General features: G+C 73.9%; 24 protein-coding genes. 16 read left to right on the forward strand and 8 right to left on the reverse strand.

From position 1 onward, the window contains the following. Window positions 1-7: 7 nt before the first annotated feature. The 10 genes from ACFWAR_RS07025 (at window position 8) to ACFWAR_RS07070 (ending at window position 10,285) form a co-directional block, all read left to right on the forward strand. Window positions 8-850 carry a 2-keto-4-pentenoate hydratase gene (locus tag ACFWAR_RS07025; protein WP_385773909.1) on the forward strand — a complete coding sequence of 281 codons (843 nt, stop codon included), beginning with the start codon at window positions 8-10 and terminating at the stop codon, window positions 848-850. Next, window positions 847-1,665, forward strand: a complete 819-nt coding sequence (locus tag ACFWAR_RS07030; protein WP_385773911.1) for a 2-keto-4-pentenoate hydratase — start codon at window positions 847-849, stop codon at window positions 1,663-1,665. The genes ACFWAR_RS07025 and ACFWAR_RS07030 overlap by 4 nt, the downstream gene beginning before the upstream one ends. After that, window positions 1,662-2,075 (forward strand): RidA family protein, encoded by a 414-nt coding sequence (locus ACFWAR_RS07035; protein ID WP_385773913.1) that lies wholly within the window; start codon window positions 1,662-1,664, stop codon window positions 2,073-2,075. Before ACFWAR_RS07030 ends, ACFWAR_RS07035 begins: the two co-directional genes overlap by 4 nt. After that, window positions 2,072-2,641, forward strand: coding sequence for a 3-hydroxyanthranilate 3,4-dioxygenase (locus tag ACFWAR_RS07040; RefSeq protein WP_385773915.1), 570 nt, complete (start codon window positions 2,072-2,074; stop codon window positions 2,639-2,641). The genes ACFWAR_RS07035 and ACFWAR_RS07040 overlap by 4 nt, the downstream gene beginning before the upstream one ends. Then, window positions 2,638-3,735 (forward strand): amidohydrolase family protein, encoded by a 1,098-nt coding sequence (locus tag ACFWAR_RS07045; protein WP_385773917.1) that lies wholly within the window; start codon window positions 2,638-2,640, stop codon window positions 3,733-3,735. Before ACFWAR_RS07040 ends, ACFWAR_RS07045 begins: the two co-directional genes overlap by 4 nt. Next, on the forward strand, window positions 3,732-4,646 hold the full coding sequence (locus ACFWAR_RS07050; RefSeq protein ID WP_385773919.1) for an acetaldehyde dehydrogenase (acetylating): 915 nt from the start codon (window positions 3,732-3,734) through the stop codon (window positions 4,644-4,646). Before ACFWAR_RS07045 ends, ACFWAR_RS07050 begins: the two co-directional genes overlap by 4 nt. Next, entirely contained in the window at window positions 4,643-5,698 is a 1,056-nt protein-coding gene (dmpG, locus tag ACFWAR_RS07055) for a 4-hydroxy-2-oxovalerate aldolase (RefSeq protein ID WP_385773921.1), read from the forward strand. Before ACFWAR_RS07050 ends, dmpG begins: the two co-directional genes overlap by 4 nt. Beyond that, on the forward strand, window positions 5,692-6,927 hold the full coding sequence (gene kynU / locus ACFWAR_RS07060; protein WP_385773923.1) for a kynureninase: 1,236 nt from the start codon (window positions 5,692-5,694) through the stop codon (window positions 6,925-6,927). Before dmpG ends, kynU begins: the two co-directional genes overlap by 7 nt. Window positions 6,928-7,006: 79 nt before the next feature. Further along, on the forward strand, window positions 7,007-8,779 hold the full coding sequence (locus ACFWAR_RS07065; protein WP_385773925.1) for an LVIVD repeat-containing protein: 1,773 nt from the start codon (window positions 7,007-7,009) through the stop codon (window positions 8,777-8,779). A gap of 57 nt (window positions 8,780-8,836) precedes the next feature. Then, window positions 8,837-10,285 carry an amino acid permease gene (locus ACFWAR_RS07070; RefSeq protein WP_385773927.1) on the forward strand — a complete coding sequence of 483 codons (1,449 nt, stop codon included), beginning with the start codon at window positions 8,837-8,839 and terminating at the stop codon, window positions 10,283-10,285. Window positions 10,286-10,364: 79 nt separating this feature from the next. Here ACFWAR_RS07070 and ACFWAR_RS07075 read toward each other — a convergent pair whose 3' ends face one another. Then, the gene (locus tag ACFWAR_RS07075) at window positions 10,365-10,793 is read right to left on the reverse strand and encodes an OsmC family protein (RefSeq protein WP_385773929.1); all 429 of its coding nucleotides are present in this window, start codon (window positions 10,791-10,793) and stop codon (window positions 10,365-10,367) included. A 59-nt stretch (window positions 10,794-10,852) separates the two neighbouring features. Then, complete coding sequence (locus ACFWAR_RS07080; protein ID WP_385773931.1) at window positions 10,853-12,292, reverse strand: amidase; 1,440 nt, start codon at window positions 12,290-12,292, stop codon at window positions 10,853-10,855. 146 nt (window positions 12,293-12,438) lie between these two features. Here ACFWAR_RS07080 and ACFWAR_RS07085 point away from each other — a divergent pair, with 146 nt between their 5' ends. Beyond that, complete coding sequence (locus ACFWAR_RS07085; protein ID WP_385773933.1) at window positions 12,439-13,032, forward strand: TetR/AcrR family transcriptional regulator; 594 nt, start codon at window positions 12,439-12,441, stop codon at window positions 13,030-13,032. Between the two features lie 35 nt (window positions 13,033-13,067). On the opposite strand, the gene ACFWAR_RS07090 is transcribed toward ACFWAR_RS07085, so the two are convergent. Then, a complete protein-coding gene (locus ACFWAR_RS07090; RefSeq protein ID WP_385773935.1) occupies window positions 13,068-13,583 on the reverse strand; it encodes a putative immunity protein in 516 nt (171 codons plus the stop codon). Beyond that, a complete protein-coding gene (locus ACFWAR_RS07095) occupies window positions 13,580-14,140 on the reverse strand; it encodes a putative immunity protein (RefSeq protein ID WP_385773937.1) in 561 nt (186 codons plus the stop codon). Before ACFWAR_RS07095 ends, ACFWAR_RS07090 begins: the two co-directional genes overlap by 4 nt. An 88-nt stretch (window positions 14,141-14,228) precedes the next feature. Here ACFWAR_RS07095 and ACFWAR_RS07100 point away from each other — a divergent pair, with 88 nt between their 5' ends. Continuing rightward, entirely contained in the window at window positions 14,229-14,963 is a 735-nt protein-coding gene (locus tag ACFWAR_RS07100) for a MerR family transcriptional regulator (RefSeq protein ID WP_385773939.1), read from the forward strand. 99 nt (window positions 14,964-15,062) lie between these two features. Here the strand turns inward: ACFWAR_RS07100 and ACFWAR_RS07105 are convergent, their stop codons facing one another. Further along, window positions 15,063-16,526, reverse strand: coding sequence for a hypothetical protein (locus ACFWAR_RS07105; RefSeq protein WP_385773941.1), 1,464 nt, complete (start codon window positions 16,524-16,526; stop codon window positions 15,063-15,065). Between the two features lie 409 nt (window positions 16,527-16,935). On the opposite strand from ACFWAR_RS07105, the gene ACFWAR_RS07110 reads away from it, so the two are divergent. After that, window positions 16,936-17,181, forward strand: coding sequence for a type B 50S ribosomal protein L31 (locus ACFWAR_RS07110; protein WP_385773943.1), 246 nt, complete (start codon window positions 16,936-16,938; stop codon window positions 17,179-17,181). A 41-nt stretch (window positions 17,182-17,222) separates the two neighbouring features. Next, on the forward strand, window positions 17,223-18,356 hold the full coding sequence (locus ACFWAR_RS07115) for a CobW family GTP-binding protein (RefSeq protein ID WP_385774155.1): 1,134 nt from the start codon (window positions 17,223-17,225) through the stop codon (window positions 18,354-18,356). 14 nt (window positions 18,357-18,370) lie between these two features. On the opposite strand, the gene ACFWAR_RS07120 is transcribed toward ACFWAR_RS07115, so the two are convergent. Both ACFWAR_RS07120 and ACFWAR_RS07125 read right to left on the reverse strand, forming a co-directional pair. Continuing rightward, entirely contained in the window at window positions 18,371-19,609 is a 1,239-nt protein-coding gene (locus tag ACFWAR_RS07120; protein ID WP_385773945.1) for a S1 RNA-binding domain-containing protein, read from the reverse strand. Window positions 19,610-19,665: 56 nt separating this feature from the next. Next, window positions 19,666-21,003 carry a cytochrome P450 gene (locus ACFWAR_RS07125; RefSeq protein WP_385773948.1) on the reverse strand — a complete coding sequence of 446 codons (1,338 nt, stop codon included), beginning with the start codon at window positions 21,001-21,003 and terminating at the stop codon, window positions 19,666-19,668. 240 nt (window positions 21,004-21,243) lie between these two features. Between ACFWAR_RS07125 and ACFWAR_RS07130 the strand changes: the two genes are divergently transcribed. Both ACFWAR_RS07130 and ACFWAR_RS07135 read left to right on the forward strand, forming a co-directional pair. Further along, complete coding sequence (locus ACFWAR_RS07130; protein WP_385773950.1) at window positions 21,244-23,745, forward strand: helix-turn-helix domain-containing protein; 2,502 nt, start codon at window positions 21,244-21,246, stop codon at window positions 23,743-23,745. A gap of 188 nt (window positions 23,746-23,933) precedes the next feature. Further along, window positions 23,934-24,605, forward strand: coding sequence for a phosphatase PAP2 family protein (locus tag ACFWAR_RS07135; RefSeq protein WP_385773952.1), 672 nt, complete (start codon window positions 23,934-23,936; stop codon window positions 24,603-24,605). A gap of 48 nt (window positions 24,606-24,653) precedes the next feature. On the opposite strand, the gene ACFWAR_RS07140 is transcribed toward ACFWAR_RS07135, so the two are convergent. Next, window positions 24,654-25,979, reverse strand: coding sequence for a glutamate-1-semialdehyde 2,1-aminomutase (locus ACFWAR_RS07140; protein WP_385773954.1), 1,326 nt, complete (start codon window positions 25,977-25,979; stop codon window positions 24,654-24,656). Window positions 25,980-25,985: the final 6 nt, after the last annotated feature.

Below are 25,985 nucleotides of genomic sequence, written 5' to 3' on the forward strand. Positions count from 1 at the left end.
CGACCCCGTGACCCATGCCCCCGTGGCCCTGGACCGGACGGCCGCCGTGACGCGGGCCGCCGAGCTCCTCGACCGGGCGCGCCGCACCGGGGTGCCCTGCGCCCCCGTCCGTGACGTCCTGCCGAGCGGCGACCTGGACGGCGCCTACGCCGTCCAGTCCCTGCTCACCGACCGCCGCCTCGCCGAGGGCCGCCGCATCACCGGCTGGAAGATCGGCCTGACATCGGCCGCCGTACAGGCCCAGCTCGGCGTGGACACCCCGGACTTCGGCGCCCTGCTCGACGACACCGCCGTCCCCGACGGCGCCGACCTGCCCTGGGGCGCCGTGCTCCAGCCCAAGGCGGAAGCCGAGGTCGCCCTCGTCCTGGAAGGCGACCTGGACCACGAGCGGCACACCGTCGCCGACGTCATCCGGGCCACCGCCTTCGCGCTGCCCGCCATCGAGATCGTCGGCAGCCGCATCCGCGACTGGGACATCACCGCCGTCGACACCATCGCCGACAACGCCTCCAGCGGCGCCTACGTCCTCGGCACCCGGCCCGTACGGCTGCGCGACCTCGACCTGCGCACGGCCGGCATGGTCCTGGAGCGGCGCGGCGAGCCCGTCTCCACCGGGGCGGGCGCCGCGTGCCTCGGGAACCCGCTGCACGCCGCGGTCTGGCTCGCCGACACGCTCGTACGCCTGGGACGTCCGCTGCGAGCGGGGGACACCGTGCTGACCGGCGCGCTCGGTCCCATGGCGGCCGTCGCCCCCGGCGACGTGCTCGAAGCGCGCATCGAGGGTCTCGGCTCGGTCCGCGCGGCCTTCGGGGCCGACCCGATGCGGGCACCGGCGGGGGAGGCCCGATGAACCCGACCCCCACCGGCCTCGACGTCGCCGCCCTCGCCGAACGCCTCGACACCGCCGCCCTCGACGCCCGCACGCTCCCCGGCGGCGGCACCGGGCTCGCCACCACCGACGAGGCGTACGCCGTCCAGCGGGCGCTGGTGGCCCGGATGACGGCGCGCGGCGAGCGGATCACGGGCTTCAAGCTCGGTTTCACCAGCCTCGCCAAGATGCGGCAGATGGGGGTGTCCGACCTGATCCACGGCCGGATCACCGACCGGATGCGCATCACCGACGGCGGCCGCTACGACGTCTCGGGTCTGATCCATCCGCGCGTCGAACCCGAGGTCGCCTTCCTGCTCGGGGACACCCTCGTCCCCGGCGGGGACCCGGTGGCAGCGGTCGCCGCGGTGGCCCCGGCCCTGGAGGTCATCGACTCGCGGTACGACGGCTTCGCCTTCTCCCTGCCCGAGGTCATCGCCGACAACACCTCCGCCGCCGGCTACGCCGTGGGCCCCTGGACCGCCGCGGGCGAGTTGACGCACCCCGGTGGCCTGGCCAACCTCGGCGTGCTGCTGGAGATCGACGGACGCCCGGCCCAGACCGGTTCCACCGCCGCGATCCTGGGGCACCCGCTGCGGGCCCTGGCCGCCGCCGCCCGGCTCGCCGGGGAGCTGCCCGCCGGGACCGTCGTCCTCGCCGGAGCGGCGACGGCCGCCGTACCGCTGCCGCCCGGAACCCACGTACGCGCCACGGTCGCCACCCTCGGCAGCGTCCAGTTCGCCACGGCGCCGGTCCCGGACCCGGCCCCCCGCACCACCCGGAGGGAGACCGCATGATCGTCCCCGGTGCCGCGGAGCCCCGTGGCCGCTTCCCCCACCTGCGCCGGGCCGGCGACCTCGTCTACGTCTCCGGCACCAGCTCGCGCCGTCCCGACGGCACCTTCGTCGGCGCGAGCGCCGACCCGATGGGCGTCACCGACCTGGACGTCCGCGCCCAGACCCGCGCCGTCATCGAGAACATCGGCGCCCTGCTCGGCGCCGCCGGGGGCGGCCTCGCCGACCTGGTGTCCGTCACCACGTACCTCGTGAACATGAACGACTTCGGTGGCTACAACGAGGTCTACGCGGAGTACTTCGACGCGGACGGACCGGCGCGCACCACCGTCGCCGTCCACCAACTCCCGCACCCCCACCTGCTGATCGAGATCAGTGCCATCGCCCACCTTCCGCAGGAGCTGCACGCATGAGCGCGACCCCGTTCAACCTCCACGCCTGGATCGAGGAACACCGCCACCTCCTCGAACCGCCCGTCGGCAACGTCCAGATCTGGCAGGACGCCGACCTGATGGTGACCATCGTCGGCGGCCCCAACCGGCGCACGGACTTCCACGACGACCCGATCGCGGAGTTCTTCTACCAGTTGCAGGGCGACATGGTGCTGCGGGTCATGGACGAGGAGGGCAAACCCCCGCGCGACATACACATCCGCCAGGGCGACGTCTTCCTGCTGCCGCCGCACGTACGGCACTCGCCGCAGCGCCCGGAGGAGGGCAGCATCGGCATGGTCGTCGAGTTCGCCCGCCCGCAGGGCAGCCGCGACGCCTTCGAGTGGTACTGCACGCGATGCCACCACCTGGTGCACCGCAGCGAGGTGCAGCTGACCTCGATCGTCGACGACCTGCCGCCGCTCTTCGAGGCCTTCTACGCCGACGAGGCCGCCCGCACCTGCGGCAACTGCGGGGCCGTGCACCCCGGCAAGGAATGGCCCGAGGCGATGCGCCCGCGGACCCGTCGGGACGGGGCGCACGCATGACCGTCGTCGACATCCACGCCCACGTCTTCCCGGAGATCACCCGCGCCCGGTCGCGGAGCCTCACCGGGTCCGACGAGGCCCCCTGGCTGCGCACCTCCGACGGCCCGGACGCCGGGATGATGATGGCCGGCGCCGACGAGTACCGGCCGGTGCGGCGCACGCTGTGGGACCCCGCCGCCCGCGTCGCGGACCTCGACCGCCTCGGGGTGGCGGTGCAGGTGCTGTCCAGCACCCCGCTCATGTTCGGCTACTCGCTGCCCGCCGACCGAGCCGTCGACTGGTGCGCGGCCGTCAACTCGTCCCTGCTCGACTACAGTTCGTACGCTCCCGAACGGCTTGCGCCCCTGTGCCAGGTGCCGCTGCAGGACACGGAGGCGGCCTGCGCCACGCTCTCCGAGGCGATGCGCCAGGGCTTCCGCGGCGTCCACATCGGCAATCACCTCGGCGACCGCGACCTGGACCACGGCGCGCTGGTGGAGTTCCTCGCGCACTGCGCCGACGAGGACGCCGCCGTCCTGGTGCACCCCTGGGACCTGCCCACCGGACCGCGGTTCTCCCGCTACATGCTCGCCTGGCTCGCCGGGATGGCGGCCGAGACCCACCTGACGATCCTGTCGCTGATCCTCTCCGGCGCCTTCGAGCGGCTGCCCGCCTCGCTGCGGCTGCTGTTCGCGCACGGCGGCGGCAGCTTCCCGTACCTGCTCGGCCGCGCCGACAACGCCTGGCGCCGCCGGGACCTGGTGCGCGCCGACAGTCCGCGCCCGCCGTCCGCCTACACCGACCGGTTCTCCGTCGATTCGGCCGTCTTCGACCCGGGTGCGCTGCGCCTGCTGGTGGACGTGATGGGTGCGGAGCGGGTGCTGCTCGGCTCGGACCACCCCTTCCCCCTGGGCGAGGAGGACATCGGTCGGCTGGTGCGCGAGAGCGGGCTGACCGCGGACGAGAAGGAGGCCGTGCTGGGCGGCAACGCCGTCCGGTTCTTCGGGCTGGAGGACCTGGTGGGGGACAGCGTCCGGGGCCGCGCCCCGGGCCGCACCGCGCCCGACCACGGCCACGACCACGACCACGACATGGAGAAGGAGGCCGCCCGATGAAGGCCGCCGTCATCGGCTCCGGAAACATCGGCACCGATCTGCTCGTCAAGCTGATCCGCGGCCGGGGCGTGGTCACCGCCGCCGCGATGATCGGCATCGACCCCGACTCCGCAGGACTCGCCCGGGCCCGCCGCTTCGGCGTCCCCACCAGCGCCGACGGGGTGAAGGGCCTGATCGCCCTGGACGGTTTCGACGACATCGACATCGTCTTCGACGCCACCTCCGCCGCTGCCCACCGCGCCAACGCCGCCGCCCTCGCGCCCCACGGCAAGACGCTCATCGACCTGACCCCCGCGGCCATCGGCCCCTACGTCGTCCCGCCGGTCAACCTCGACGAGCACCTGGACGCCGCGAACGTCAACATGGTCACCTGCGGCGGCCAGGCCACCATCCCCGTCGTCGCCGCCGTCTCCCGCGTCGCCCGGGTCCACTACGCCGAGATCGTCGCCTCCATCGCCTCGCGCTCCGCGGGACCCGGCACCCGGGCCAACATCGACGAGTTCACGGTCACCACCGCCCGCGCCATCGAACAGGTCGGCGGCGCGACCCGCGGCAAGGCCATCATCGTGCTCAACCCGGCCGAACCACCGCTCCTCATGCGCGACACCGTGCACTGCGTCGTCGACGACTGCGACACCGACCGCGTCGCCGACTCCGTGCGCGAGATGGCCGCGTCCGTCGCCGCCTACGTCCCCGGCTACCGACTCAAGCAGCAGCCCCAGTTCCGCACCCTGGCCGCCGACGACCCCCTGGTCGGGCTCGCCGGTGGGGGCCGTCTCCTGGTCTCGGTCTACCTGGAGGTCGAGGGCGCCGCCCACCACCTGCCCGCCTACGCCGGGAACCTCGACATCATGACCGCCGCCGCGCTGCGCACCGCCGAGCGCCTGGCCGAACGGAGCCCGGCCCGATGACCCGCGTCTACGTCCAGGACGTGACCCTGCGCGACGGCATGCACGCCGTCTCCCACCGCTACACCGTCGACCAGGTCCGTGCCATCGCCGCCGCGCTCGACGCGGCCGGTGTCGACGCCGTCGAAGTCGCCCACGGCGACGGCCTGTCGGGCTCCTCCGTCACCTACGGACCCGGCGCCCACACCGACTGGGAATGGCTGGAGGCGGCCGCCGACGTCCTGCACCGCGCCCGCCTCACCACGCTCCTGCTGCCCGGCATCGGCACCGCGGCGGACCTGCGCCGCGCCCACGCCCTCGGCGTCACCTCCGTACGCGTGGCCACCCACTGCACCGAGGCCGACATCTCCGCCCAGCACATCGGGCTCGCCCGCGAGCTGGGCATGGACGTCGCCGGCTTCCTGATGATGTCCCACCTCGCCGAACCCGCCGAACTCGCCGTCCAGGCACGGCTGATGGAGTCGTACGGCGCGCACTGCGTGTACGTCACCGACTCCGGCGGCCGCCTCACCATGGACGGGGTCCGCGACCGGGTCCGCGCCTACCGCGACGTCCTCGAACCGGGCACCGAGATCGGCATCCACGCCCACCACAACCTCGGCCTCGGCGTCGCCAACAGCATCGTCGCCGTCGAGGCCGGCGCCCACCGGGTCGACGCCTCGCTCGCCGGACAGGGCGCCGGAGCCGGGAACGCCCCGCTGGAACCGGTCGTCGCCGTCTTCGACCTGCTGGGCTGGGAGCACGGCTGCGACCTCTTCCCGCTGACCGACGCCGCCGAGAACCTCGTACGCCCCACCCAGGACCGGCCCGTGCGCGTCGACCGCGAGACGCTGACGCTCGGCTACGCCGGGGTCTACTCCAGCTTCCTGCGGCACGCCGAGACCACCGCCGCCCGCCACGGCCTGGACACCCGCGACCTGCTCGTCGAGGCGGGCCGCCGCAGGCTCGTCGGCGGCCAGGAGGACCTGCTCACCGACATCGCGCTCGACCTGCGCCGGGAAACCGGCCCGGCCACCGCCACCCCTTCCTGTACGGAGGACGTACCCGCATGTTGAAACAGCGCGCCGCCGAGCTGGACTCCGCCGATCCGATCGCCCACGTGCGCGACCGCTTCGCCCTTCCCGAGCACGTCGTCTACCTCGACGGAAACTCCCTGGGCGCCCTGCCCACCGCCGTCCCCGCCGCGGTCGAGGACGCCCTGCACCGCCAGTGGGGCACCGACCTGATCCGCTCCTGGAACGCCAACGGCTGGTGGGACGCCCCCGTCCGCACCGGCGACGCCATCGGCCGCCTGGTTGGCGCAGCCCCCGGTCAGGTCGTCGTCGGCGACTCGACCAGCGTCCAGCTCTTCAACACCCTGCTCGCCGCGGCCCGCATGCGCCCCGGCCGCCGCCTGCTGCTGACCGACCCCGACCACTTCCCCACCGACCAGTACGTCGCCGACTCCGTCGGCCGGCTGCTCGGCCTCGAGGTCCGCCGGGTCCCCGCCCGGGAGGCCGCCGGGGTGCTGGCCGCCGAGGGCGACCGGGTCGCCGTCGCCGCCTACGCCCCCGTCGACTACCGCACCGGCGAGCTGTACGACATGGCGGCCCTCACCGCCGCCGCCCACGCGGCCGGGGCGCTCGTCCACTGGGACCTCTGCCACGCCGCCGGCGCGCTGCCCATCGAACTCGACGCCATCGGCGCCGACTTCGCGGTGGGCTGCGGCTACAAGTACCTCTCCGGCGGACCCGGCGCCCCCGCCTTCGCCTACCTGGCCCACCGGCACCAGGAGGACTTCGACCACCCCGTCACCGGCTGGCACGGGCATGCGCAGCCCTTCGCGATGTCCGGTACGTACGCCCCGGCACCCGGCATCACCCGCGCCCGCATCGGCACCCCGCCGCTGCTCTCGCTGATCGCCCTGGAAGCTGCGCTCACCGCCTACGACGGGGTCGACATGGCGGCCGTGCGCACCAAGAGCCTGTCCCTGACGGGCTTCTTCCAGGAATGCGCCGACGCGCTCCTCGACGGCCTCGGCTTCACCATGGCCACCCCGCGCGACCCCGCGCGCCGCGGCAGCCAGGTCGCGCTGCGCCACCCGCAGGCGTACCCGCTGGTCGCCGCCCTCACCGCGCGCGGCGTCATCGGCGACATGCGGGCCCCCGACCTGCTGCGCTTCGGCTTCAACGCGCTCTACCTCACGCACACGGACGTACTGCACGCCGTACGGGAGCTGCGCGACATCGTGACGACGTCCGCCCACCGGGTCCCGGAGTTCCAGCAGCGCCCGACCGTCACCTGAGGGCCCGCGGCACGGCCCGCCCGCGCCGCTTCCGGCCCCCTCTTCCCTCCCCCCGCAGCCGAGACCTTCGAGGACTCACATGAGATCCCTGCGCACCACAGCGGCACTGGCCACGGCCGTGGCCGTCGCCACCGTCGCGACCCTGCTCGCGCCCGGCGCCACCGCGACCACCGCCCCGACCACGGCCACCGCCAAGGACCCGAACATCCCCGACGTCTGCGAGGACCGCCGCCCCGGCCCCGCCGACCCCGGCGCCTACGGCATGCAGCTCGACGGGACCTTCCGCCACCCCGCCCTCACCCCGGTCGACGAGGAGCACGAACACTCCTTCCCCGGCCGCAACGAGAAGTACGACACCCGCTCGTACATCAAGAACATGAAGGTCGAAGCCGCCTACGAGGGCGCCGACTTCACCCCCGACTTCTTCCACACCTGGCAGAACGTCGTCGACTTCGACGGCCGCCGCTACCTCTTCCAGTACGACCGCTCCGAGGGCCGCGTCTACGACATCACCGACGTGAAGAAGGTGACGGTCGTGGAGAAGATGTCCCGCGGCGACGTCGGCGGCGACGAGTCCAAGGCCAACGGCTCCTGGGCCGCGGGCGACTACTGGGGCGCCTCCACCATCCAGTGGAACAAGAAGCTCGGCGCGTACGTGATGGTGCAGAGCTTCGAGGACAAGCGGCAGATCTCCGAACTCACCGACGAGCCCGGCCACGACAAGTACGGCGACCCGGCCGGTGTCGAGAAGCTCCGCGCCAAGCCCGGCCTGAAGGGCTTCAAGGTCTTCCGCCTCGACGGCCCCCGCAAGAAGGACTGGAAGCTCCTGGCCACGGTCTCCACCGACTCCACCCAGCGGGACCCGCTGTCCTCCGACCCGAACACGGCGCAGCAGGGCTCCGGTTCGCTTGACGTGCCGTACTGGACCGGCGAGAAGTACATGTTCATCGCCACCGCCCCGAACGACACCTACTCCGGCACCGAGTACCCCACCAACCTGCACTCCGCCGGCTACCAGTCCTGGGACATGTCCGATCCCGCGCACCCGAAGCTGCTCGACACCTGGCACCTGCCGGGCCAGCGCACCGGCGAGGACGCGGCGTACCGGGCCAACCCGCGCTGCGGCAACCGCACCAGCTGGATGGGCGCGCGGATGCCGCTGTTCATCCCCAAGCCGGTGGAACAGGGCGGGCGTTACGCCTTCGCCGCCATGGGCGGCTACGGCCTGACCGTCCTCGACATCTCCGACCCGGCCCACATGAAGGCCGTCGGCCACCTCGACCTGCCGCCCTCCGTCTCCGGCACCGAGGGCGACAACATCGACGTGTCGCAGTACGAGCGGACCGGGATGATCTACTACTCCGGCTACCCGCTCACCGAGGACTGCTACGAGCCGTACAAGGACGTCTACCAGATCGACGCCAAGGACCCGAAGCACCCGCGCGTCGTCGGCACCCTGCCCCGCCCGACCCCGCCCAAGGCGGCCGGTTTCCAGGACTTCTGCCAGCGGCGCGGCAGCTTCGGCCCCAAGCGCACCGGCTACTACACCAACCCCGGCAAGCACGACGCCGGTGTCCTCGGGTACGGCTTCTACAACGCGGGCGTGCAGTTCTTCGACGTGAAGAACCCGGCCCGGCCCGAGATCGAGGCGTACTTCGTCCCCAAGGCGTACGGCCCCGAGACCCCGGACTACGCGTACGGCAACCAGACCCACGGCGTGTACGTGGAGTGGGACCGCAACATCGCCTGGGTGCTGACCAACCACGGCATCTACGCGCTGTCCTCGCAGAAGGTCCTGGGACAGCCCCACCTGACGCGCCCCGAAAAGCCCTTCCGCAACAGCGAGTTCTGAGCAGCTCCCGCCCCGCTCCCACCCCGCCAGCTCTCCGTAGAGAAGGACGTCCCCGCCATGGCCGCTCCGGAAAGACCCGCCCCCGCGTCCTCGCCCGTGCCCGCACCCGCCGGTCCCCCCGAAGGTCCGTCCGCGCAGCAGCCGGGCCTGGTGCGCTCGCTCACCCACCGCCAGACCACCATGATCGGCCTGGGCTCGGCCCTCGGCACCGGCCTCTTCCTCGGCTCCGGCTCCGCCATGGGCGCCGCCGGTCCGGCCGCGATCGTCTCCTACGCCATCGGGGCGGTCCTCGTCGCGATCATCGCGGTGCTGCTCGGCGAGATGTCCGCGGCCCACCCGGTCCAGGGCTCCTTCGGGGTCATCGCGCACAAGTACCTCGGTCCCTGGGCCGGGTTCCTCACCCGCTGGACGTACTGGTTCAGCGCCGTCGTCGTCATCGGCACCGAGGTCGTCGCCTCCGCGCTCTACATACGCTGGTGGTGGCCGGGCGTGCCGATGACGGCCGCGATCCTCGCGGTCGCGGCGGTGGTCCTCGCGGTCAACGTCATCAACGTGAAGTCCTTCGGCACCACCGAGTTCTGGCTGTCCACCATCAAGGTGACCGCCCTGTGCGCTTTCATCCTGTGCGCCGCGTTCCTCGTCTTCTTCGGTCTGCCGGACAGCGAGGCCACCGGCTTCGCGCACCTCACCGACGACGGCGGATTCATGCCGCACGGTGCGAAGTCGATCTGGATCGCCATGTCGGTGGTGATGTTCGCGTACGCCGGATTCGAGGTCGTCGCCATCGCCTCCGCCGAGGCGGCCGACCCGCAGCGCACCATCCGTACCGCGATGCGGCAACTCGCCTGGCGGCTCAGCGTGTTCTACGTCCTGTCCATCACCCTGGTCATGGCCCTGATCCCGTGGCAGCGGCTCGCCGCCGGTGACGGCAGCGTGGAGGCGAGCCCGTTCGTGCGGGTCTTCTCCGACGTCGGTGTGCCCGCCGCGGCCACCCTGACCAACCTCGTGGTGCTCATCGCGGCGATCTCCGCCGCCAACGCCCACCTGTACGGAGCCTCCCGCCTGCTCCACTCCCTCGGCGCCGACGGCCTGGCTCCGGCCCCGCTGGCCGCACTGACCGCCCGGGGCGTGCCGGCCGCGGCGCTGGCCGCCTCCACGCTGGGCATCGCGGTCGCCGCGCTCCTCGCCTTCTACGACGTCGGCGGCATCTTCGGCATCCTGATGTCCATCGCCCTGTTCGCGGTCCTGCTCGTCTGGCTGCTGATCCTCGCCTCGTACGTCGCCTTCCGCCGCCACCGCGACGCGCACCCGGCGGACTTCACCGGCTTCAGCGTCCCCGGCGGTCCGGTGCTCGCGGTGGTGGCCGGCGCCGGGGTCCTCGCCGTCGCGGCCACCGCGATCGAGGTCCCGGACATGCGCCAGGCGGCGGGGGTGGGACTCGCCTTCACCGTCGTGCTCCTGATCGCCTACGCCCTGATCGCGGCCGGGCGCCGCAAGCGGGCCTGAGGCCCCGGACCGGCACGGCGAGCGGCCGGTCGCCCCTGCCCGGGGGCGACCGGCCGCTTCGCGTCCTGGGGCGGCCGCCCTACTCGACGACCCTCGTCACGACGGGTGCCCCGGCCTCCACCGTGCGGCTGACCGTGCAGAGCTTGTCGTGCGAGGTCTTCACGGCACGCGGCAGGATCGCCCGCGCCCGGTCGCCGCCCTCCCCTTCGGGGAAGCCCACGGTGAAGGCGACCTCCAGGTCCGTCATCAGGTTGCCTCCGCCCTCGTCCTGGACCTTGTGCCCACGGACGTCGACGGAGAAGGTGTCGGGCTCCGCGTGCCGCGAGGTCGCGACCTCCACGTCGGCCGCGGAACAGCCGCCGATCGCGGCGAGCAACAGCTCCACGGGGGTGAACCCCTCCCCGGAACCGGTACTGAAGGTGATGGTGCCCCCGCGGGCATTGGTGGCGGAGAAGAGCCCCGGCCCGATCCGCTCGACGGTGACGGAACGCAGTGATTCAGCAGTCATGCCCCGACCGTAGACCCGATCCCACCGCTGCACCGCCCCCCACGCCCGCACCCCGTCCGTCAGTGCGCCCGGCCCCGCGGGTTCCGCGGCCGCGGGTCGACGGGTGTGAGGACGCCGAGCCGCTCCTCGATCGCCCGGGCCGCGTCCAGGCACAGGTCCTCCCGGAACGCGCGGCCGACGACCTGCACCCCGCAGGGGAGCCCGTCGACCACTCCCGTCGGCACGGCCACGGCGGGAACGCCCACGAAGCTGGTCACGGTGCACAGGCGCATGGCCGAGCCGACCCGGTCCCTTCCCGCCCGGTCGCGCGACTCCAGCCCCGGCTCGACCGGTGGCTCGGTGAAGACCGGGCCGAGCAGCAGCGGGTAGGTGTCGAGGAACTCGGCCCACGAGCGGCGGATGCTCAGCCACGTGCCCATCAGCCGCACGAGTTCGGCCGCGCTCGCGGGTGGGGTCCGTTCCATCATCATCGCGATGTAGCGGTCGCCGCCCTTGCCCAGGAGCGTGCGCACCACCGGCCAGGACGGGGCGAACTCGGTCACCGTGATCCGGCCGTACGCCTCCAGGGCCTCGTCCAGCCGCGGTACGTCCGGCACCTCGCGGACGTCGTAACCGGCGTCCCGGAGCGCGTCGGCCGCGGTCGTGACCGCCGCGCGCACCGTGGGGTGGACGCCGTGCCCGCCGGGATCGGCGACCACCGCGACCGTCACGCGGCCCGGGAGCGGCGGGCCGTAGGCGGGCACCGGCACGGCACGCGGGTCGCGCGGATCGGTTCCCGCCAGCACCTCGTAGGCGATGCGGAGATCGTCCACGGTCCGGGCCAAGGGGCCGTCCGTGACCAGCAGTTGGGAGGCCGGTCCGGGATCGTCCGGGCCGAGCACGCGGTGGTCGGCGGGGAAGCGGCCCGTCGAGGGCTTCAGCCCGGCCACACCGCAGAACTGGGCCGGGATGCGCACCGACCCGCCGGAGTCGTTGCCCAGCCCGAGCGCCGCCATGCCGGTGGCCACGGCCACCGCGTCGCCCCCGCTGGAGCCGCCGGGGGTGCGGCCGTCGTCCCACGGGTTGACCGTGTCGCCGAACAGCTCGCTGCGCGTGTGCATCCCCGCCAGGATCAGGGTGGGAACGTTGCTGTGCCCGACCGGGATGGCCCCCGCCGCGCGCAGCCGCGCCACCGGAGGCGCGTCGGCCGCCGCCACCAGGTCGCGGAAGCGCTCGGCGCCGAAGGTGGTCGGCACGCCTTCGATCGGGGTGCTCTCCTTCACCGTGAACGGTACGCCCGCCAGCGGTCCCAGTTCCTCACCGGCCGCCCGCCGACGGTCCAGCCGCGCCGCGCCCGCCCGCGCCCGCTCGGCCAGGAGCTGCGTGACCGCGTTCACCCGCGGGTTGACCTCGGCGATCCGGTCCAGATGGCTGTCGACCAGTTCGACGGCCGAGACCTCCGCTCGGCGCACGGCCTCCGCCTGAGCGGCGGCCGACATCTTCCACAGGGCATCCCGCATAGCCCTTCCCTCCCCGTCTCGTTCCGATGCGCTCGCATCGGAACGACACCGTACCCTTGGAACCGATGCGGGCGCATCGCATAAACTGCTGTCGTGGCGGAGCGCCGCGGGAGACGCGGGCAACCGCGGAGGAGGCGGGGTCGGGCATGCCCAGGCAGGTGGATCACGAAGGGCGGCGGCGCCTGATCGCCGAGGCCGTCTGCGGGCTCGCCGACGAACGCGGGCTGGAGGGCGTGACCCTGCGCGACGTCGCGGCCCGCGCGCAGGTGTCGATGGGCGCCGTCCAGCGCTGTTTCCGCACCAAGGAGGAGATGCTCGTCTTCGCGCTCGGACACATCAGCGAGCAGATCGCGGATCGCGTACGGTCCCGCCTCCTGCGGAGTCCGGCCCAGTCGGCCGCGACCGCCCTCGGGCACGCGGCCACGGAGATCGCGCTGCTCAGGGAGGAGCACCGGACCGAGGCCAGGGTCTGGCTCGCCTTCGTGGCGCAGGCCACCGTCAGCGAGGAGCTCGCCACGACGCTGAAGGCGAACTACCGCGCCCTGTACGAGGCGTTCACCCACCTCATGGCGGAAGCCGCCCGGGACACCGACGGCGCCGCGCCCCTCGACCCGCGGCGCGAGGCCCGCACCCTCATCGCCCTCGCGGACGGCCTCACCACCCACGTCCTCATCGGCAACCTCACCCCGCCAGAGGCCGAGGAGGTCCTGGACGCCCACCTGGCCGCCCTCTGGGGCTGAGCCACGAGCCCAACCCGGGCGGGCGCGCGACCGCTTCAGCAGTCGAAGACCGACCAGCAGATGTCGTTGCGCAGCCGCTGGTCGTCGAGCACGAGGTCGCGGATCGCCGCCGGGAGCTGCTCGCGCTGCCACCGGCATTCGCGTCGCGCGGCCTCCGCGCCCGCCGCCTCCGGTACCGAGGCGCGTACGGCCTTGATCGCGTAGGCGGCCGCGCCCAGCTCGTGCGCGGCCACGTGGGCGACGGCCCCGGCCTGCCCGGCCGCGTACGCGGCGTGCCGGGCCGCCCCGCGCAGGTCTCTGGCCGCGCCCATCGCATGGCCGCCCGCCGCCCGCGCCGCCATCATCTTGACCTCGCCGCGCACCCAGGCCCGTGCCTGCCCGATCGCATGGCGGGGGCGCGGGTCCTCGGGCCTGACCGACTCGAAGAGGTCGAGCACGTGCTCCGCACACGCGGCGGCCCACAGGGCGAGGAGCCGGTGGTCGGCGTCGGTGAGGGTCCCGCCACGGCGGAGCGTCACGAACCGGGGATCGCGCACGGTCGGCAGGATCACGACGCCGACCACCGCGCGCGCAGGGACAGGTCCAGGGCGCTCATCAGCAGGGCGACCCGGCCGCCGGTGGCCGGCGCGGCCGGGTAGCGGCGCAACACCTCGATCAGCAACGGCGTCGCGCGTCGGCGGGACCGCTCCAGCAGGGCGTCCCCGATCGCGGGGTCGCCGCCGGCCTCCAGCTCCCCGACGCGTGCGGCGTTCGCACAGGCCCGCAGGATGTGGCCGACCTGGCTCGCCCGGGCGATGGGGTGCAGGTACGCGGCCGCCGCGGCGTCACCGGCGGACCGTGCGGCCAGCCGGGAGGCTTCGGTGGGGGCGGCCCGGGCCGCCCGGTGGGCGTCGACGGCGGCCGTGCGCTGCAGGGCCGTCCTCCTGGCGCCGTCGACGAAGACCCGGGCGGCCTCGACGGCCGTGCGGGGGCGCGGATCATCGGGAACCGCCCGCTCGAAGGTCGGCAGGACGTCCTCGGCGTGCCGCACCGCGTAGTGCGCCACGGCGCGCAGCTCGTCCATGGTCAGGTCGAAGTCGCCCGCCACCGTATGCGTGCTCTGTGTCATGCCTCTGGATCGTATCCTTGAACGCCCGGTGGAGACTTTTCGCGCCCGCACCCCATGAACAGGGCCCCAACCTTCAAGTGGAGGTCAGATGAGACCCGTGGACCTGGCCCGCCGCCACGGCCTCTCCACCCAGGCGGTCCGCAACTACGAGGACGCCGGCATCATCGCCCCGGCGCGCCGCAGCCCGGCGGGATACCGGGACTACACCGCCGTCCACGCCGCCGGTCTCGCGGCCCACCTGGCGCTCGTCCCCGCCTTCGGCCACTCGACGGGTCGACGCATCATGCGGGCCGTCACCGGCGGTCGGCTCGACGAGGCCCTGGAACACATCGATGCCGGGCACGCGCTCCTGGCGCGCGACCGCGCCACGCTCCGGGCCGTCGAAGAGGGTCTCCGGCACCTCGCGGCGGCCGCCCCGGAGGCGGCGGACCGCGGCCGCGCGCCGTACAGCATCGGCGAACTCGCCCGCCACCTCGCGCTCGACCCGGCCACGCTGCGCGGCTGGCAGCGGGCCGGAATCCTCACCCCGCCGCGCGACCCGCGCACCGGACACCGCCAGTACCTCGCACGGGACGTGCGCGACGCCGAGCTGGCGCACCTGCTGCGCCGAGGGGGCCAGCCCCTCGGCGCCATCGCCACGATCCTCGGAGCCCTCCGCGACGCCGGTGGCCTCGACGCGCTGAATGCCGGCCTCGGCCGGTGGCAGCGCGACCTCACCGCGCGCGGATTGGCCCAACTGCGCGCCGCCGGTCGCCTCGCCGCGTACATCGAAGCCCTGACCCACGAGGGCGGAGCCGGCGGACCGGCGCACCGGGCTCCCTGACATCCCGGTCGACGTCGCGCGTCGTGGAGGCACGCGCCCTGCCGCCCGGGTCGGGGCGCGTGCCTCCGCGACGCACGACGTCGACCGGGTGAGGTCCCGTCAGCGCTTGGAGATGCGGACCACTCCGGTCTCGGTGCCTTGGTAGAGGGTGCCGTCCGGGGCGGCCGTGCCGCGCATCTGGAGCGGGTTGTAGACCAGCCCGATGCCCAGGAAGGAGCTGCTGAGCTGGGCGCCGGTCGCCGGGTCGAGCACCGAGTGGTGGTACTGGGCGAAGGTGTTGAGTCCGGCGCTGCCGGTCGGCCCGGTCACCGAGACGGTGTAGATCTTTCCGTCGGCCAGGGAGAGGCGGGGCAACGCCGCCGACTTTACCGTGCTGTTCCACACCACCGAGCAGCCCGTTCCCTCGGCGTTGACGTCGATCCGGCTGAGGCCGCCGTCGAAACCGGCGGAGGCGGGCTGGCTCGCCGGAGCGCCCTCGGGCAGCGCCGGGTACGGGTATCCGTAGGTGTTGGTGACGAAGACGCTGCGGCCGGTCGCGATGACGGCGTCCTCGGTGCCGCTGCGGGCGAACTGGGTGAGCACGGGGATCCGGCAGATCGGCTCCGGGCCGCCGGTGACCCGGTAGACGAGGAGGTTCCCGTGCGGGGCGGCGTTGTCGACGATGGCCACGTACTCGGTGCCGTCGCCCGGTCCGAAGAAGCTCGGGGTGGTGCCGGTGCCCCAGCTGAGCTGGCCGGGCTTGCGGGCAGGCCCGCGGTCGTAGGGCGTGCGCCGGTCCACGACGGGGGTGCCGTCGGGGGCGGCCGACAGGAGGTAGAGGGCGTGGTCGGTGGCCACCGCGGTGTGCCCGGGGACGGTGGAGATGCTGTTCTGGACGCCCTCGCCGGTGCTGATGGCGCGCACCGTGCCGTGGGTGTCGTCGACGGTCCCGATCACGCCGCCGCTGGTGGCGAACCAGACCCTGCCGTCCCAATCGGGGGTCAGGCCGACGATGTTGTCCCCAGCGGGGACGGCGTCGCCCAGGGGGACGGACCGGTCCACCGTGAGCGCCCAGCCGTCGGCGGACCGGTGGTGGCCGATGCGCAGGAGGTTGTCGTTCCCGTCGACGACGACCAGGCGGTCCTCGTTGTCGAGGTAGGCGTACACGCCGCCGAACAGGCTGCCCTTGGGGAGCGCGAGGGAGGCGAGGTCCGCCCCGGTGGCGGGGTCGAGCAGGTGCGCCGTCGGCGTCCGGCCGAAGATGGTCGTGCAGAGGGAGACCACGTAGCCGTCGCCGCCCACGACCACGGTGGGGCACGCCGAAGCCAGCGCCGTGCGCGTGTAGTTGATGCCGGACGTCCCGGGCCCGGGGTAGGACGTGGTGCCGCTGGAGGCGGTGTCTCCGTGCATGGTGGCCGCGCCGTTGGCGGCGGTGAACGGGTTCTGCGGCGCCTGCGGCCCGTAGGGGGATGCCGGGGCGGCGGCGGAGGCGGGTGCTCCGCCCAGCGTCGCGGCGCCGAGGGCCACGACGAGGGAGACGGCGAGCGCGGTGAGGCGCCCGCCCGCGGGCAGGGAGAAGGGCATCAGGGGTCCTTGTGACTGGAGGGGGAGTGGCGGGAGCGGGCGCTGTGTGGCGTGCGCTCCCCGAGGCGCCGCGGGGTCGGCCGAGGCGAGGGGGCCGGCGGCGCGGCGGCTGCCGATGGGCTGCCCGGACCGTGGTTCCGGGTGGCGATTGCTCCGCGGAACGGCTCTGACGGCGACGCTATCCGCTGCCCGCGCGATCCGGATCTCTCCGCGGCCGCCGGTCACGGCTTGTTCACGCAGTTCACGTTGCCGCAGCACGGCGGCAACACGCAGCGCGCGGGGCCGACGTCTACAGCCGTATTGAAAATGGAAACCATTGCCATATAGTGGCGTCAGGTCGGGCCGCCCCCGACCGTCGGCCAGACCACGACCTCGGCCGACTCCGCCCCACCGTCGAAAGGTTCCCGCCGTGAAGCCCGGCATCCACCCCGCCTACGGGCCCGTCGTCTTCCGCGACACCGCCTCCGGCACCGCGTTCCTCACCCGCTCCACCATGACCAGCGACAAGGTCGTCGACTGGGAGGACGGCCACACCTACCCGGTGGTCGACGTGGAGATCTCCTCCGCGAGCCACCCCTTCTACACGGGCACCGCCCGCGTCGTGGACACCGCCGGCCGCGTCGAGAAGTTCCAGCGCCGTTACGGCGCCCGGTGACGGGCCGCGGACACCAGCTCCCCGTGGTCGTCGTCGCCGGGATGCACGCCGAGGCGCGGAAGGAGGTCGTCGAACGACTCCTGCGCTCCGTATCGGGCAGCGTGGCCCTGCACCACGATCTGACCGGGGCGTGCGACGGCGCCGTGGTCCGCGTGCTCCGCGACGCCCGCGGCACCCTCTCCCGCGCGCAGCCCCCGCCGGTCGACGACTGCGCCTGCTGCACCCTGCGCGAGGACCTGGTGCCGCAGCTGGAGCGGTTGGCGGACGGCGGTTCGACCCGGCTCGCCGTGGTTGAGCTGTGGGACTCGGTCGAACCCAAGGCCGTGGCCGAGGTCATCGCCGCGCGCGGCGGGGACCGGCTGGTCCTGACCAACGTGATCACCGCCGTGGACCCCGCGCTCGTCCTGCCCGTCCTTGCCAACGGGGACGACCTGGTGGCCGCGGGCCTCGCGGCGGCCCCCACCGACCGGCGCACGATCGGGGACACCTGGGCCCGACAGCTGGAGTACGCGCCGGTCCTCGCCCTCGTCGAGGGCGACGAAGACGCCCACGGGGACACCGAAGGGGCCGATGACGCGGACCGCGCGCTCCTCGCGCAACTGCACCCCACCGCCCGGCGCGTACGCGCCGACTCCTTCGAACTCGCCAGGGCGGCGCTCGCCGGTTTCGACGTCGAGGCCGCGGCCGCCGCCCAGCACCCGGCGTGCGCGCTCCTGCCCCAGGACGCCGACGAGGCGGGTGTCGCCACCGTCGTGTGGCACCGTAGGCGGCCCTTCCACCCCGAACGCCTCTACGGGGCGCTGGAGGACCTGTCCTGCGTCGCCGCCCGCAGCCGCGGCCGGTTCTGGCTCGCCGACCGCCCCGACACCATGCTCGCCTGGGAAGCGGCCGGCGGCGCGCTCTGCGTGGAGAGTGCCGGTCCCTGGTTGGCGTCGTTGCCGGAGGCGGCGTGGGAGCTGGTCCCACCCGTGCGCAGGGCGGCGGCCGTGCTCGATTGGCACCCGGAGCACGGCGACTGCTGCCAGCACCTGGTCTTCACCTCGCCCGGCCTCGACCGGGACCGGCTGGAGCGGCTCCTGGACTCCTGCCTGCTGACGGACGCCGAGTACGCGGCGGGTCCCGGCGGTTGGAAGCGGCTTCCCGCCGCTTTCGACCGGCTCCTCGACACGGGGTGAGAAGGCGTCGTGCGCTACGGCGAGGGGTTCGGCCGGGTGCGCTTCAACGACAGCGATACGCGTTCCCTCGACAGGTCGACGTCGAGGATCTCGGCCGAGATCCGCTGTCCGATGCTGAGGAGGTCGCGGGGGTGCTCGACGCGGCGCCAGGAGAGCTCGGGAAGGTTGATCATCGCCGTGAAGCCCCCGATGTCCACGAAGGTCACGCCGAAGTCGGGCATCGCGACGACGGTGCCCGTACAGATCTGCCCGCGCCGGAGCGTCTTGAGGAAGGCCCAGGTCCGGTCGCTGGGCGTCGCCGGCGTCCTCCACCGGGCGCGCAGGACGCCGTCGGCGTCGGGCAACACGCCGGACAGCAGCGGCCTGCGCTCATCGCCGTACGGGGCGAGGGCCGCGGCCGCCCGGGCGCCCGTCATGCGGGAGGCCAGCGCCGGGTAGTCGCACTCGTCGGCCTCCGTGCCCGTGATCGCCCCGTCCTCGTCCTCCCACACGAACTCCACCGCGTCGGGGGGCAGCGCGGCGAGGACCGCCGCCACGTCCGTCGACAGGTCCGGCCACACGGTCAGCCGGGAGCGCGGGGCGAGCCCGGCGCGCACCGGATCGAAAGTGTCCCGGGTGAGGCGGTGCCAGCGCGTGGCGTTGTAGACGAATCCTTCCTCCAGCACCACGGCACCCCGGGTGGCGACGAGCCGGCGCACGTGGTCCCAGAAGTCCTCGTCGGCGGGCCGCTGCACGCCGGGCTCGTCGTCCTCGTCCTCGGCCGGGTCGAAACGGTCCGTCCGTTCCGGGAAGAGCCCGAGCGCCCGGGTGCGGGCGACCGCCCCCGCGCAGGGCCGGTCGCTGCTCACGTAGACGTACTGGTCCCAGTCGACGTGCACGGCGAAGCGGCCCTCCACCTCCAGGCCGCACCAGGCACCGCTGCCGCGGAGCATCACCCGGACCAGCTCCAGGCCGACGGAGAGGGGCACCTCCGCGCCGTCGTGGAACCCGCCGAGGTCGGGCGGGAAGAGCCCGGCGAGGCCGTGCCCGTCCGCGGCCGGGGCCAGGCCGAAGTGGACGGAGCTGGAGATCCCCGGACCGCGTACGGTCAGCCGGTCGACGCCGCTGTCCTCGGCGAAGGCCGCGACCGCCCGCAAGTACGCCGCCTCCACCGGACCGTGGTCGCTCTCCGGCTCCTCGGCACCGACGTAGCCGCCGCCCTCGTCCCGGTCGGCGGGGTCGTACTTGGTGATGCGGTGGACGAAAGACGGCACTCTGCTCCCTGACCATGGCCGACGCGACCGCGGCGGTCGATCGCGTCGACGTGATCCTAGAGCGAGCGGACGGTGGCGCGCAGGGGGCCCACGGGGTGGAGGACCACGCCGAAGAAGGTGGAGTGCGGGAGCTCCTGGAAGTCCAGGTCGTAGGAGGGGAGGAGGAGCTCGAGGACGCAGAGCATCTCGCGGTAGGTGAACTGCTGGCCCAGGCAGGCCCGGGCGCCGAGGCCGAAGGGGTAGAAGGCGCCCAGTCGGCCGGGGCGACGGCCCGGCTCGATGAAGCGCCAGGGATCGAACACCTCGGGCTCCGGCCAGAGTTCGGGATCGCGGTGGGTCAGGTAGGGGGAGCTGAGCACGTGGCTGCCCGCCTCGATCCGGAAACCGCCGATCGTGTCGTCCGCCGCCGCGTGGCGGGGGATCAGCCAGATGGCGGGGTGCAGCCGCATCGTCTCGTTGATCAGTGCGGTGACCACCTCGCGGCGCTGCTCGGGCGAGCCGTTGCGGCAGACGTCGAGCACCCGCTCCCTGACGTCGGGGTGCCGTTCGAGCCGGAGGAAGAGCCAGGACAGCGTCTTGGCGGTGGTCTCGTGGCCGGCCACCAGCAGGTTGACCAGCTCGTCGCGGATCAGCCGATCGGTGTACCGCGGCATGGTCCGCGCCGCTTCCAGGAAGACCCGGAGCAGCCCGCCCCCGGTCTCGTCCCCGCCCGCGAGCCGCTCCCTGGCCCCGGCGATCGCGCGGGCGCAAACGGAGTCGATCCGGGCCAGCGCGGCCGTCACCGCTTCCTGGTCGGCCGGGGCGGTCGCCGTGAGCGCGGAGAGGTGGACCGCCACCTCGTTCATGGCGTCGAGCTCACGATGGGTCGCGTCGTCCAGCGGATCCCCGGTGAGGGTGCGCCAGATGGCGTCCAGGGCGAAGAACTGCATGTCGGCGCCGACATCGGTGGGCTCGCCCGTACGGGCGCACTCGGCCCAGCGCCGCTCGGTCCGCGCGGCCGCCTCGGCGATCCGCTGCTCCCACCGGCGCAGGCCGACCGAGGTGAACTGACCCTGGAGCAGCCGACGTTGCTGCTTCCACGGTTCGCCGCCGGCCGTGATCACGCCCTCGCCGAGCAGCAGCCCGGCGCGGTGCGACTGCTTGACGTACCCCTCCGGGTGCTGCGCGAGCACGTGCTGGACCTGCTCGGGGCCGGTGACCAGCACCGTGCGGCGCGGGCCGAGGGTGAAGGCCGCCAAGGGGCCCAGCTCGGCCGCCCGGGTGAGGAGTTCGATCAGTTCGCCGCCGCGGGCCTGCCAGGCCGCCACCTCCTGCGGCGGCAGCTCGGGCGGCGGAGCCCCGGGCGGCGGTCCCGGCCTGACCCGGGGGAGCGGACGGTCGGAGGCCGTGGTCATCGGGTCTCCCCAAGTAGGCCCGGTACGCGCCGTCGACGCGGCGCGGCAGGGCGAGGACGTGACGCAACGGATCCTATGCGACACGGTGCGCCACCGAACGCTCTCCCGGTACGGCCGCCCCCGCCGAGCGGGCCGCGCGTCGAGAAAGGCGCGATCGCCGCGGCGCGGACGGGAGATGATGACCCCCTACGAGCGCGCGGACCGGTAGGGACGGCACGCGCGGGGCGCGAGGGGCGGCACGTGGACGGTGGGAACGGGGCGCCGGGCGCGGCGCTCGCGGAGCTGCGCCGACGGCTGGCCGACGGCCTCGCCCTGGCCGGTCTGACCAAGACCCGGCTCGCCGCCCGGGCCCGACTGGGGCGCACGACCGTGCACGACGCCCTCGGCGCCCGGGCCCCGGTCCCCTCGGCGGCCACCGTGGCGGCCCTCGCCGAGGCGCTCGGTCTCGCGGGCGCCGAACTCCTCGAACTGCGCCGTCGCGCGGCCGGGGCCCCCGACGCCGGGGAGGGGTCGGCCGAGCCCGGTCGCCTCGGCAAGCCGATCGGTGACTGGGACCCGCACCATCTGGAGGTGCACCCCGCCGGACCGGGGGCCGGCCACCACCCCGCCGCGCTGTCGGGATACGTGACCAGGGACCACGACCGGGTGCTCGCCGAAGCCGTCGGCGCGGCGGGCGCGGGCCGGAGCCGGATGGTGGTGCTCGTCGGGTCCTCCTCGACGGGCAAGACGCGGGCGTGCTGGGAGGCCGTACAGCCGTTGGCGGCGCGGGGGTGGTGGCTGTGGCACCCCTTCGACCCGTCGCGGGTGGAGGCCGCGGTCGAAGACCTCGCCCGCGTCGGTCCCCGCACCGTGGTGTGGTTGAACGAGTCCCAGCACTACCTCGGCGACCCGCACCACGGCGAGCGCGTCGCGGCCGCCCTCCACGGGCTCCTCACCACCACGGGCCGCGGTCCGGTGCTCGTACTGGGCACCCTGTGGCCGGAGTACGAGCGCCGGTACACCGCCCCGCCCGCACCCGGCGCGCCCGATCCCCACAGCAGGGTGCGGGAACTCCTGGCGGGCCGACTCCTCACGGTGGCGGACGCCTTCGACGAGAAGGCGCTGCGCGAGGCGAGCGCCCGCGCGGCGGCGGGCGACGGCCTGCTGGCCGACGCGCTCGGCCGGAGCCGGACGAGCGGCCGCGTGGCCCAGGACCTGGCGGGCGCCCCGCTGCTCCTCCACCGCTACCTGACGGCGAGCCCCGCGGCCAGGGCGCTGCTCGACGCGGCCGTGGACGCGCGGCGGCTGGGCGTCGGGTTCCACCTGCCCGAGCGCTTCCTGAGGGAGGCCGCCCTGGACTACATCGGGCAGGACGACTACGACGCCCTCCAGGACACGGCCGAGTGGGAGCGGGCGGCCCTGGCCGAGCTGGCACAGCCGGTCCACGGCAAACAGGCCCCGCTGCGCCTCGCGGTGCCCCGGACCGCCCGGCGTTCCCCCGGCGGGCGGGCCGCTCCCGCCGAAGGGGCGGATGCCGGGCGGGTGTTGCGGCTCGCCGACTACCTCGAACAGTACGGTCGCGACGCCCGGCGCCGACTGTGCCCGCCCGCCTCCTTCTGGAGCGCCGCCCACGCGCACCTCGTGCACACCGGCGACCTGCGCGCCCTGGCCGAGCAGGCGAAGCTCCGTCACCGCCTCCGGTGGGCCCACCACCTGGACCGACGTGCGCAGGACCGTGAGCGCGCGGCGTTGCCCGAGCGGGGGGCGACGGTCGAGGAACGGCTCGACGAACTGGTGGACCTGGTGTGGGACCGCCCCCACGCGCGACCGTCCGAAGCCGGGGCCGCCTTCGCCCGGGACATGGCCGCCCGGGGGCCCGTGACCCTCCACGAGAGGGGGGTCCGGCACGTGGAGGCGGGGGAGTCGGCGCAGGCCGAGCGGCTCTTCCGGGCGGCCGGGGGCGGGGCGGTGGAGGCGTTGTTCGACCTGGCCGTGCGACGGGCGGCCACCGGCGACCTCGCCGCCACCGAATCCCTGTTCCAGGAAGCGCGGGACGGCGGACATCCCCGCGCGCTGGGGGCCCTGGTGGTCCTCAAGGAGCGCTCGGGTCGCCCCGACGAAGCGGAGGTCCTCGCCCGGGAGGCGGCCGCCGCCGGTCGGCCGCAGGCCTTGCGCGACCTGGCGGTCCTGCGCGCCACGGCCGGCGACCTGGTGGGCGCGGAGCCCCTCTTCCGCGCGGCCGCCGCGGCCGGTCACCCCAACGCCCTGCGGGAGTTGACCCGGTGGCGGGACGAGAGCGGCGACGAACGGGGCGCCGAGGACATCGCCCGACAGTCCGTGTACAGGCGGTTCCACGACTACCACCCGCTGCACCATCTGGCGCGCTGGCGGGACCGCGGCGGCGTACGCGAGGACACCGAACCCCTCTACCGCGAGGCCGCGGCGCTCGGGGACGGCGACGCCCTGGTGGACCTCGCCGTGTCGCGGGAACGGGACGGGCGGCACGCGGACGTGGAGGGCCTCTACCGCGAGGCGGCGGACACCGACGACGTCCACGCCCTGTACCTCTTGGTGCGCCGGTACGAGCGCGGCGGCGCCCCGGCGGCGACGACCGACGCCCTCTACCGAGGCGTCGCCGACACCGGTCGCTACGGGCTCCTCTTCGACCTCCACTCGCGCTGGCCGTACGGGCTGGACCCCGACGGTGCGCCCACCGCGCCATGGCTCGCCCGGGGCGAGGAGGGGGACGAGGACGAGGAATGAAACCGTCCATTGGATCATCAACTCCGTTTGCCAGTACTTGACTTGGCTTTGCCGAGCCTGACCGGAGCTTGGTTTACCGGAACCTGGTTGTTGGTTAGGCTGGCGGCCGGAAGCTGGCGCCCGTGTCCCTGTTCTGACCGGTCGGCGAAGGCATCGGACGTGACGGGAGGACCGCGTTGGACGGGCGTGTGACCGGCCGGCCGACGCGTGCCGTGCTGCCTCCGGTGCTGAGCCTGTGGCTCGGATCGATCGCCGCTCTCGCCGCACTGGTCGTCGTGGTGCTGGGGGTCCGGTACGCCGACGACAGCCGACCCGCCACGGTGGACTCCCGGATCGGGGGAGTGGTGGACGGCCTGCGGCCGTCACCGTGGCGGCACGTCGCCCTGGCCCTGGACTTCCTGGGCGAGCCCGCGGGATCGGTGGTGCTGGTCGCCGCCGTGGTGACGGGATGCCTGCTGCTACGACGCCGCCGCGCGGCCGTCCTCCTCGTCGCCGGTGTCGCCCTGACCGTGGGGACCACGACCCTGCTCAAATACGTGGTGGGGCGCACCATCAACGGCGGCTACCTGTCCTACCCGAGCGGACACACCGCCTTCCTCACCGCGCTCCTCCTCGTGGTGGCACTGCTCGTGACCGGCCGCCTCGGTCTCGGCAAGGCGGCCGGCACACTGCTCGTGCTCACCGCGGCGCTGGTGGGCGGCGCGGCCATGGGGTGGGCACAGGTGGCCCTGGGCGCGCACTACCCGACCGACGCGCTCGGCGGATGGTGCACCGCCCTCGCGGCGATCCCGGCCGTCGCGTGGCTGGTCGACCGTACGGCCGACCGGATGGTCCACGCCGGTGGACGGGAGCGTCACTGACGTGATCCGCCATGACGGTTCCTCAGAAACGTTTCACAGCACGTCACTTCACGACAGACGGCGGAACACGGGTTTCACCGGACGCCCGCCCAGCCAGGGGGTGGGGTCACCGGCGTCCAGTGCCTTCCGGTACAGCGCACACGCCTGCGCCACCACGTCGACGGTGTGGTCGATGTCGGCCTCGTCGAGCGCGCTGCTCACCACGAACGACGGGGCCAGCACCCCGCCCGCGAGGAGTCGGCGCAGGAACAGGGTGCGGTACGGCTGCGACGGCCGCATGTCCTCGTCGAGGGTGGCGAAGACCAGGTTGCTGGCCCGGCCGTGGACCAGGACGTGGTCGCCGACACCCATGCCCGCCGCGGCGTCACGGACACCGGCGGCCAACCGCTCGCCGAGGGCGTGCAACCGCGCGGTGATCCCCTCCTCGACGTAGGTGGTCTGCACCGCCATCGCGGCGGCCAGCGAGTGCGTCTCCGCGCCGTGCGTGGTGGACAGCAGGAACACCCGGTCGCCCGCGTGGCGCAGACCGCCCCGCTCCATCACCTCCCGACGGCCGGCCAGCGCGGACACGGCGAAGCCGTTGCCCAGCGCCTTGCCGAACGTCGAGAGGTCGGGAACGACGCCGTACAGGCTCTGGGCACCCGCCTCGGACCAGCGGAAACCGGTGATCATCTCGTCGAAGACCAGAAGGCAGCCGTGCCGGTCCGCCAGCTCCCGCAGCCCGGCCAGGTAGCCGGGCGGCGGCTCGGTGTGACCGGCGGGTTCGAGGATCAGGCAGGCGATCTCGCCCCGGTGGCGGGTGAGCACCTCCTCGGTGGCGGCCAGGTCCCCGTACGGGAACGCCACGGTGAGATCGCGGATCGCGTCCGGAATACCGGCGGACATCGGTGTCGTGCCGATGAACCAGTCGTCCACGGAGAGGAACGGCTGGTCCCCGCAGATCGCCACCCGCGCACGCCCGGTCACGGCGCGGGCGAGCCGTACCGCGGCCGTGGTGACGTCGGAGCCGTTCTTGGCGAACTTCACCATCTCGGCGGTCGGCACCGTCTCCAGGAACCGCTCCGCGGCCTCCACCTCCACGATGGAGGGCCGGGCGAAGTTGCTGCCGCGGTCGAGCTCCCGGCGCACCGCTTCCAGCACCCGCGGGTGGGCGTGACCGAGGCTGACCGACCGCAGGCCGGAGCCGTATTCGACGTAACGGTTGCCGTCGACGTCCCACACGTGGGCGCCGCGGCCGTGGCTGATGACCGGCGCCAGGTGCTCGGGGTACTGGTCGTCGCCCTTGGCGTAGGTGTGCGCGCCGCCGGGAATCACGGCGTGCATCCGCTCGCTCGCCGCCCGCGACAGCGGCAGGGAGAACTCCGTCTCGCTCATGTCGGC

The sequence above is a fragment of the Streptomyces sp. NPDC059917 genome (genome assembly GCF_042730635.1).
Classification (GTDB): Bacteria; Actinomycetota; Actinomycetes; order Streptomycetales; family Streptomycetaceae; genus Streptomyces.

Coding starts and splice junctions, on each gene's coding strand:
- ACFWAR_RS07030 (WP_385773911.1), top strand. CDS start 847: ATGAACCCGACCCCCACCGGCCTCGACGTCGCCGCCCTCGCCGAACGC.
- ACFWAR_RS07035 (WP_385773913.1), top strand. CDS start 1,662: ATGATCGTCCCCGGTGCCGCGGAGCCCCGTGGCCGCTTCCCCCACCTG.
- ACFWAR_RS07040 (WP_385773915.1), top strand. CDS start 2,072: ATGAGCGCGACCCCGTTCAACCTCCACGCCTGGATCGAGGAACACCGC.
- ACFWAR_RS07045 (WP_385773917.1), top strand. CDS start 2,638: ATGACCGTCGTCGACATCCACGCCCACGTCTTCCCGGAGATCACCCGC.
- ACFWAR_RS07050 (WP_385773919.1), top strand. CDS start 3,732: ATGAAGGCCGCCGTCATCGGCTCCGGAAACATCGGCACCGATCTGCTC.
- dmpG (WP_385773921.1), top strand. CDS start 4,643: ATGACCCGCGTCTACGTCCAGGACGTGACCCTGCGCGACGGCATGCAC.
- kynU (WP_385773923.1), top strand. CDS start 5,692: ATGTTGAAACAGCGCGCCGCCGAGCTGGACTCCGCCGATCCGATCGCC.
- ACFWAR_RS07065 (WP_385773925.1), top strand. CDS start 7,007: ATGAGATCCCTGCGCACCACAGCGGCACTGGCCACGGCCGTGGCCGTC.
- ACFWAR_RS07070 (WP_385773927.1), top strand. CDS start 8,837: ATGGCCGCTCCGGAAAGACCCGCCCCCGCGTCCTCGCCCGTGCCCGCA.
- ACFWAR_RS07075 (WP_385773929.1), bottom strand. CDS start 10,793: ATGACTGCTGAATCACTGCGTTCCGTCACCGTCGAGCGGATCGGGCCG.
- ACFWAR_RS07080 (WP_385773931.1), bottom strand. CDS start 12,292: ATGCGGGATGCCCTGTGGAAGATGTCGGCCGCCGCTCAGGCGGAGGCC.
- ACFWAR_RS07085 (WP_385773933.1), top strand. CDS start 12,439: ATGCCCAGGCAGGTGGATCACGAAGGGCGGCGGCGCCTGATCGCCGAG.
- ACFWAR_RS07095 (WP_385773937.1), bottom strand. CDS start 14,140: ATGACACAGAGCACGCATACGGTGGCGGGCGACTTCGACCTGACCATG.
- ACFWAR_RS07100 (WP_385773939.1), top strand. CDS start 14,229: ATGAGACCCGTGGACCTGGCCCGCCGCCACGGCCTCTCCACCCAGGCG.
- ACFWAR_RS07105 (WP_385773941.1), bottom strand. CDS start 16,526: ATGCCCTTCTCCCTGCCCGCGGGCGGGCGCCTCACCGCGCTCGCCGTC.
- ACFWAR_RS07115 (WP_385774155.1), top strand. CDS start 17,223: ATGCACGCCGAGGCGCGGAAGGAGGTCGTCGAACGACTCCTGCGCTCC.
- ACFWAR_RS07125 (WP_385773948.1), bottom strand. CDS start 21,003: ATGACCACGGCCTCCGACCGTCCGCTCCCCCGGGTCAGGCCGGGACCG.
- ACFWAR_RS07140 (WP_385773954.1), bottom strand. CDS start 25,979: ATGAGCGAGACGGAGTTCTCCCTGCCGCTGTCGCGGGCGGCGAGCGAG.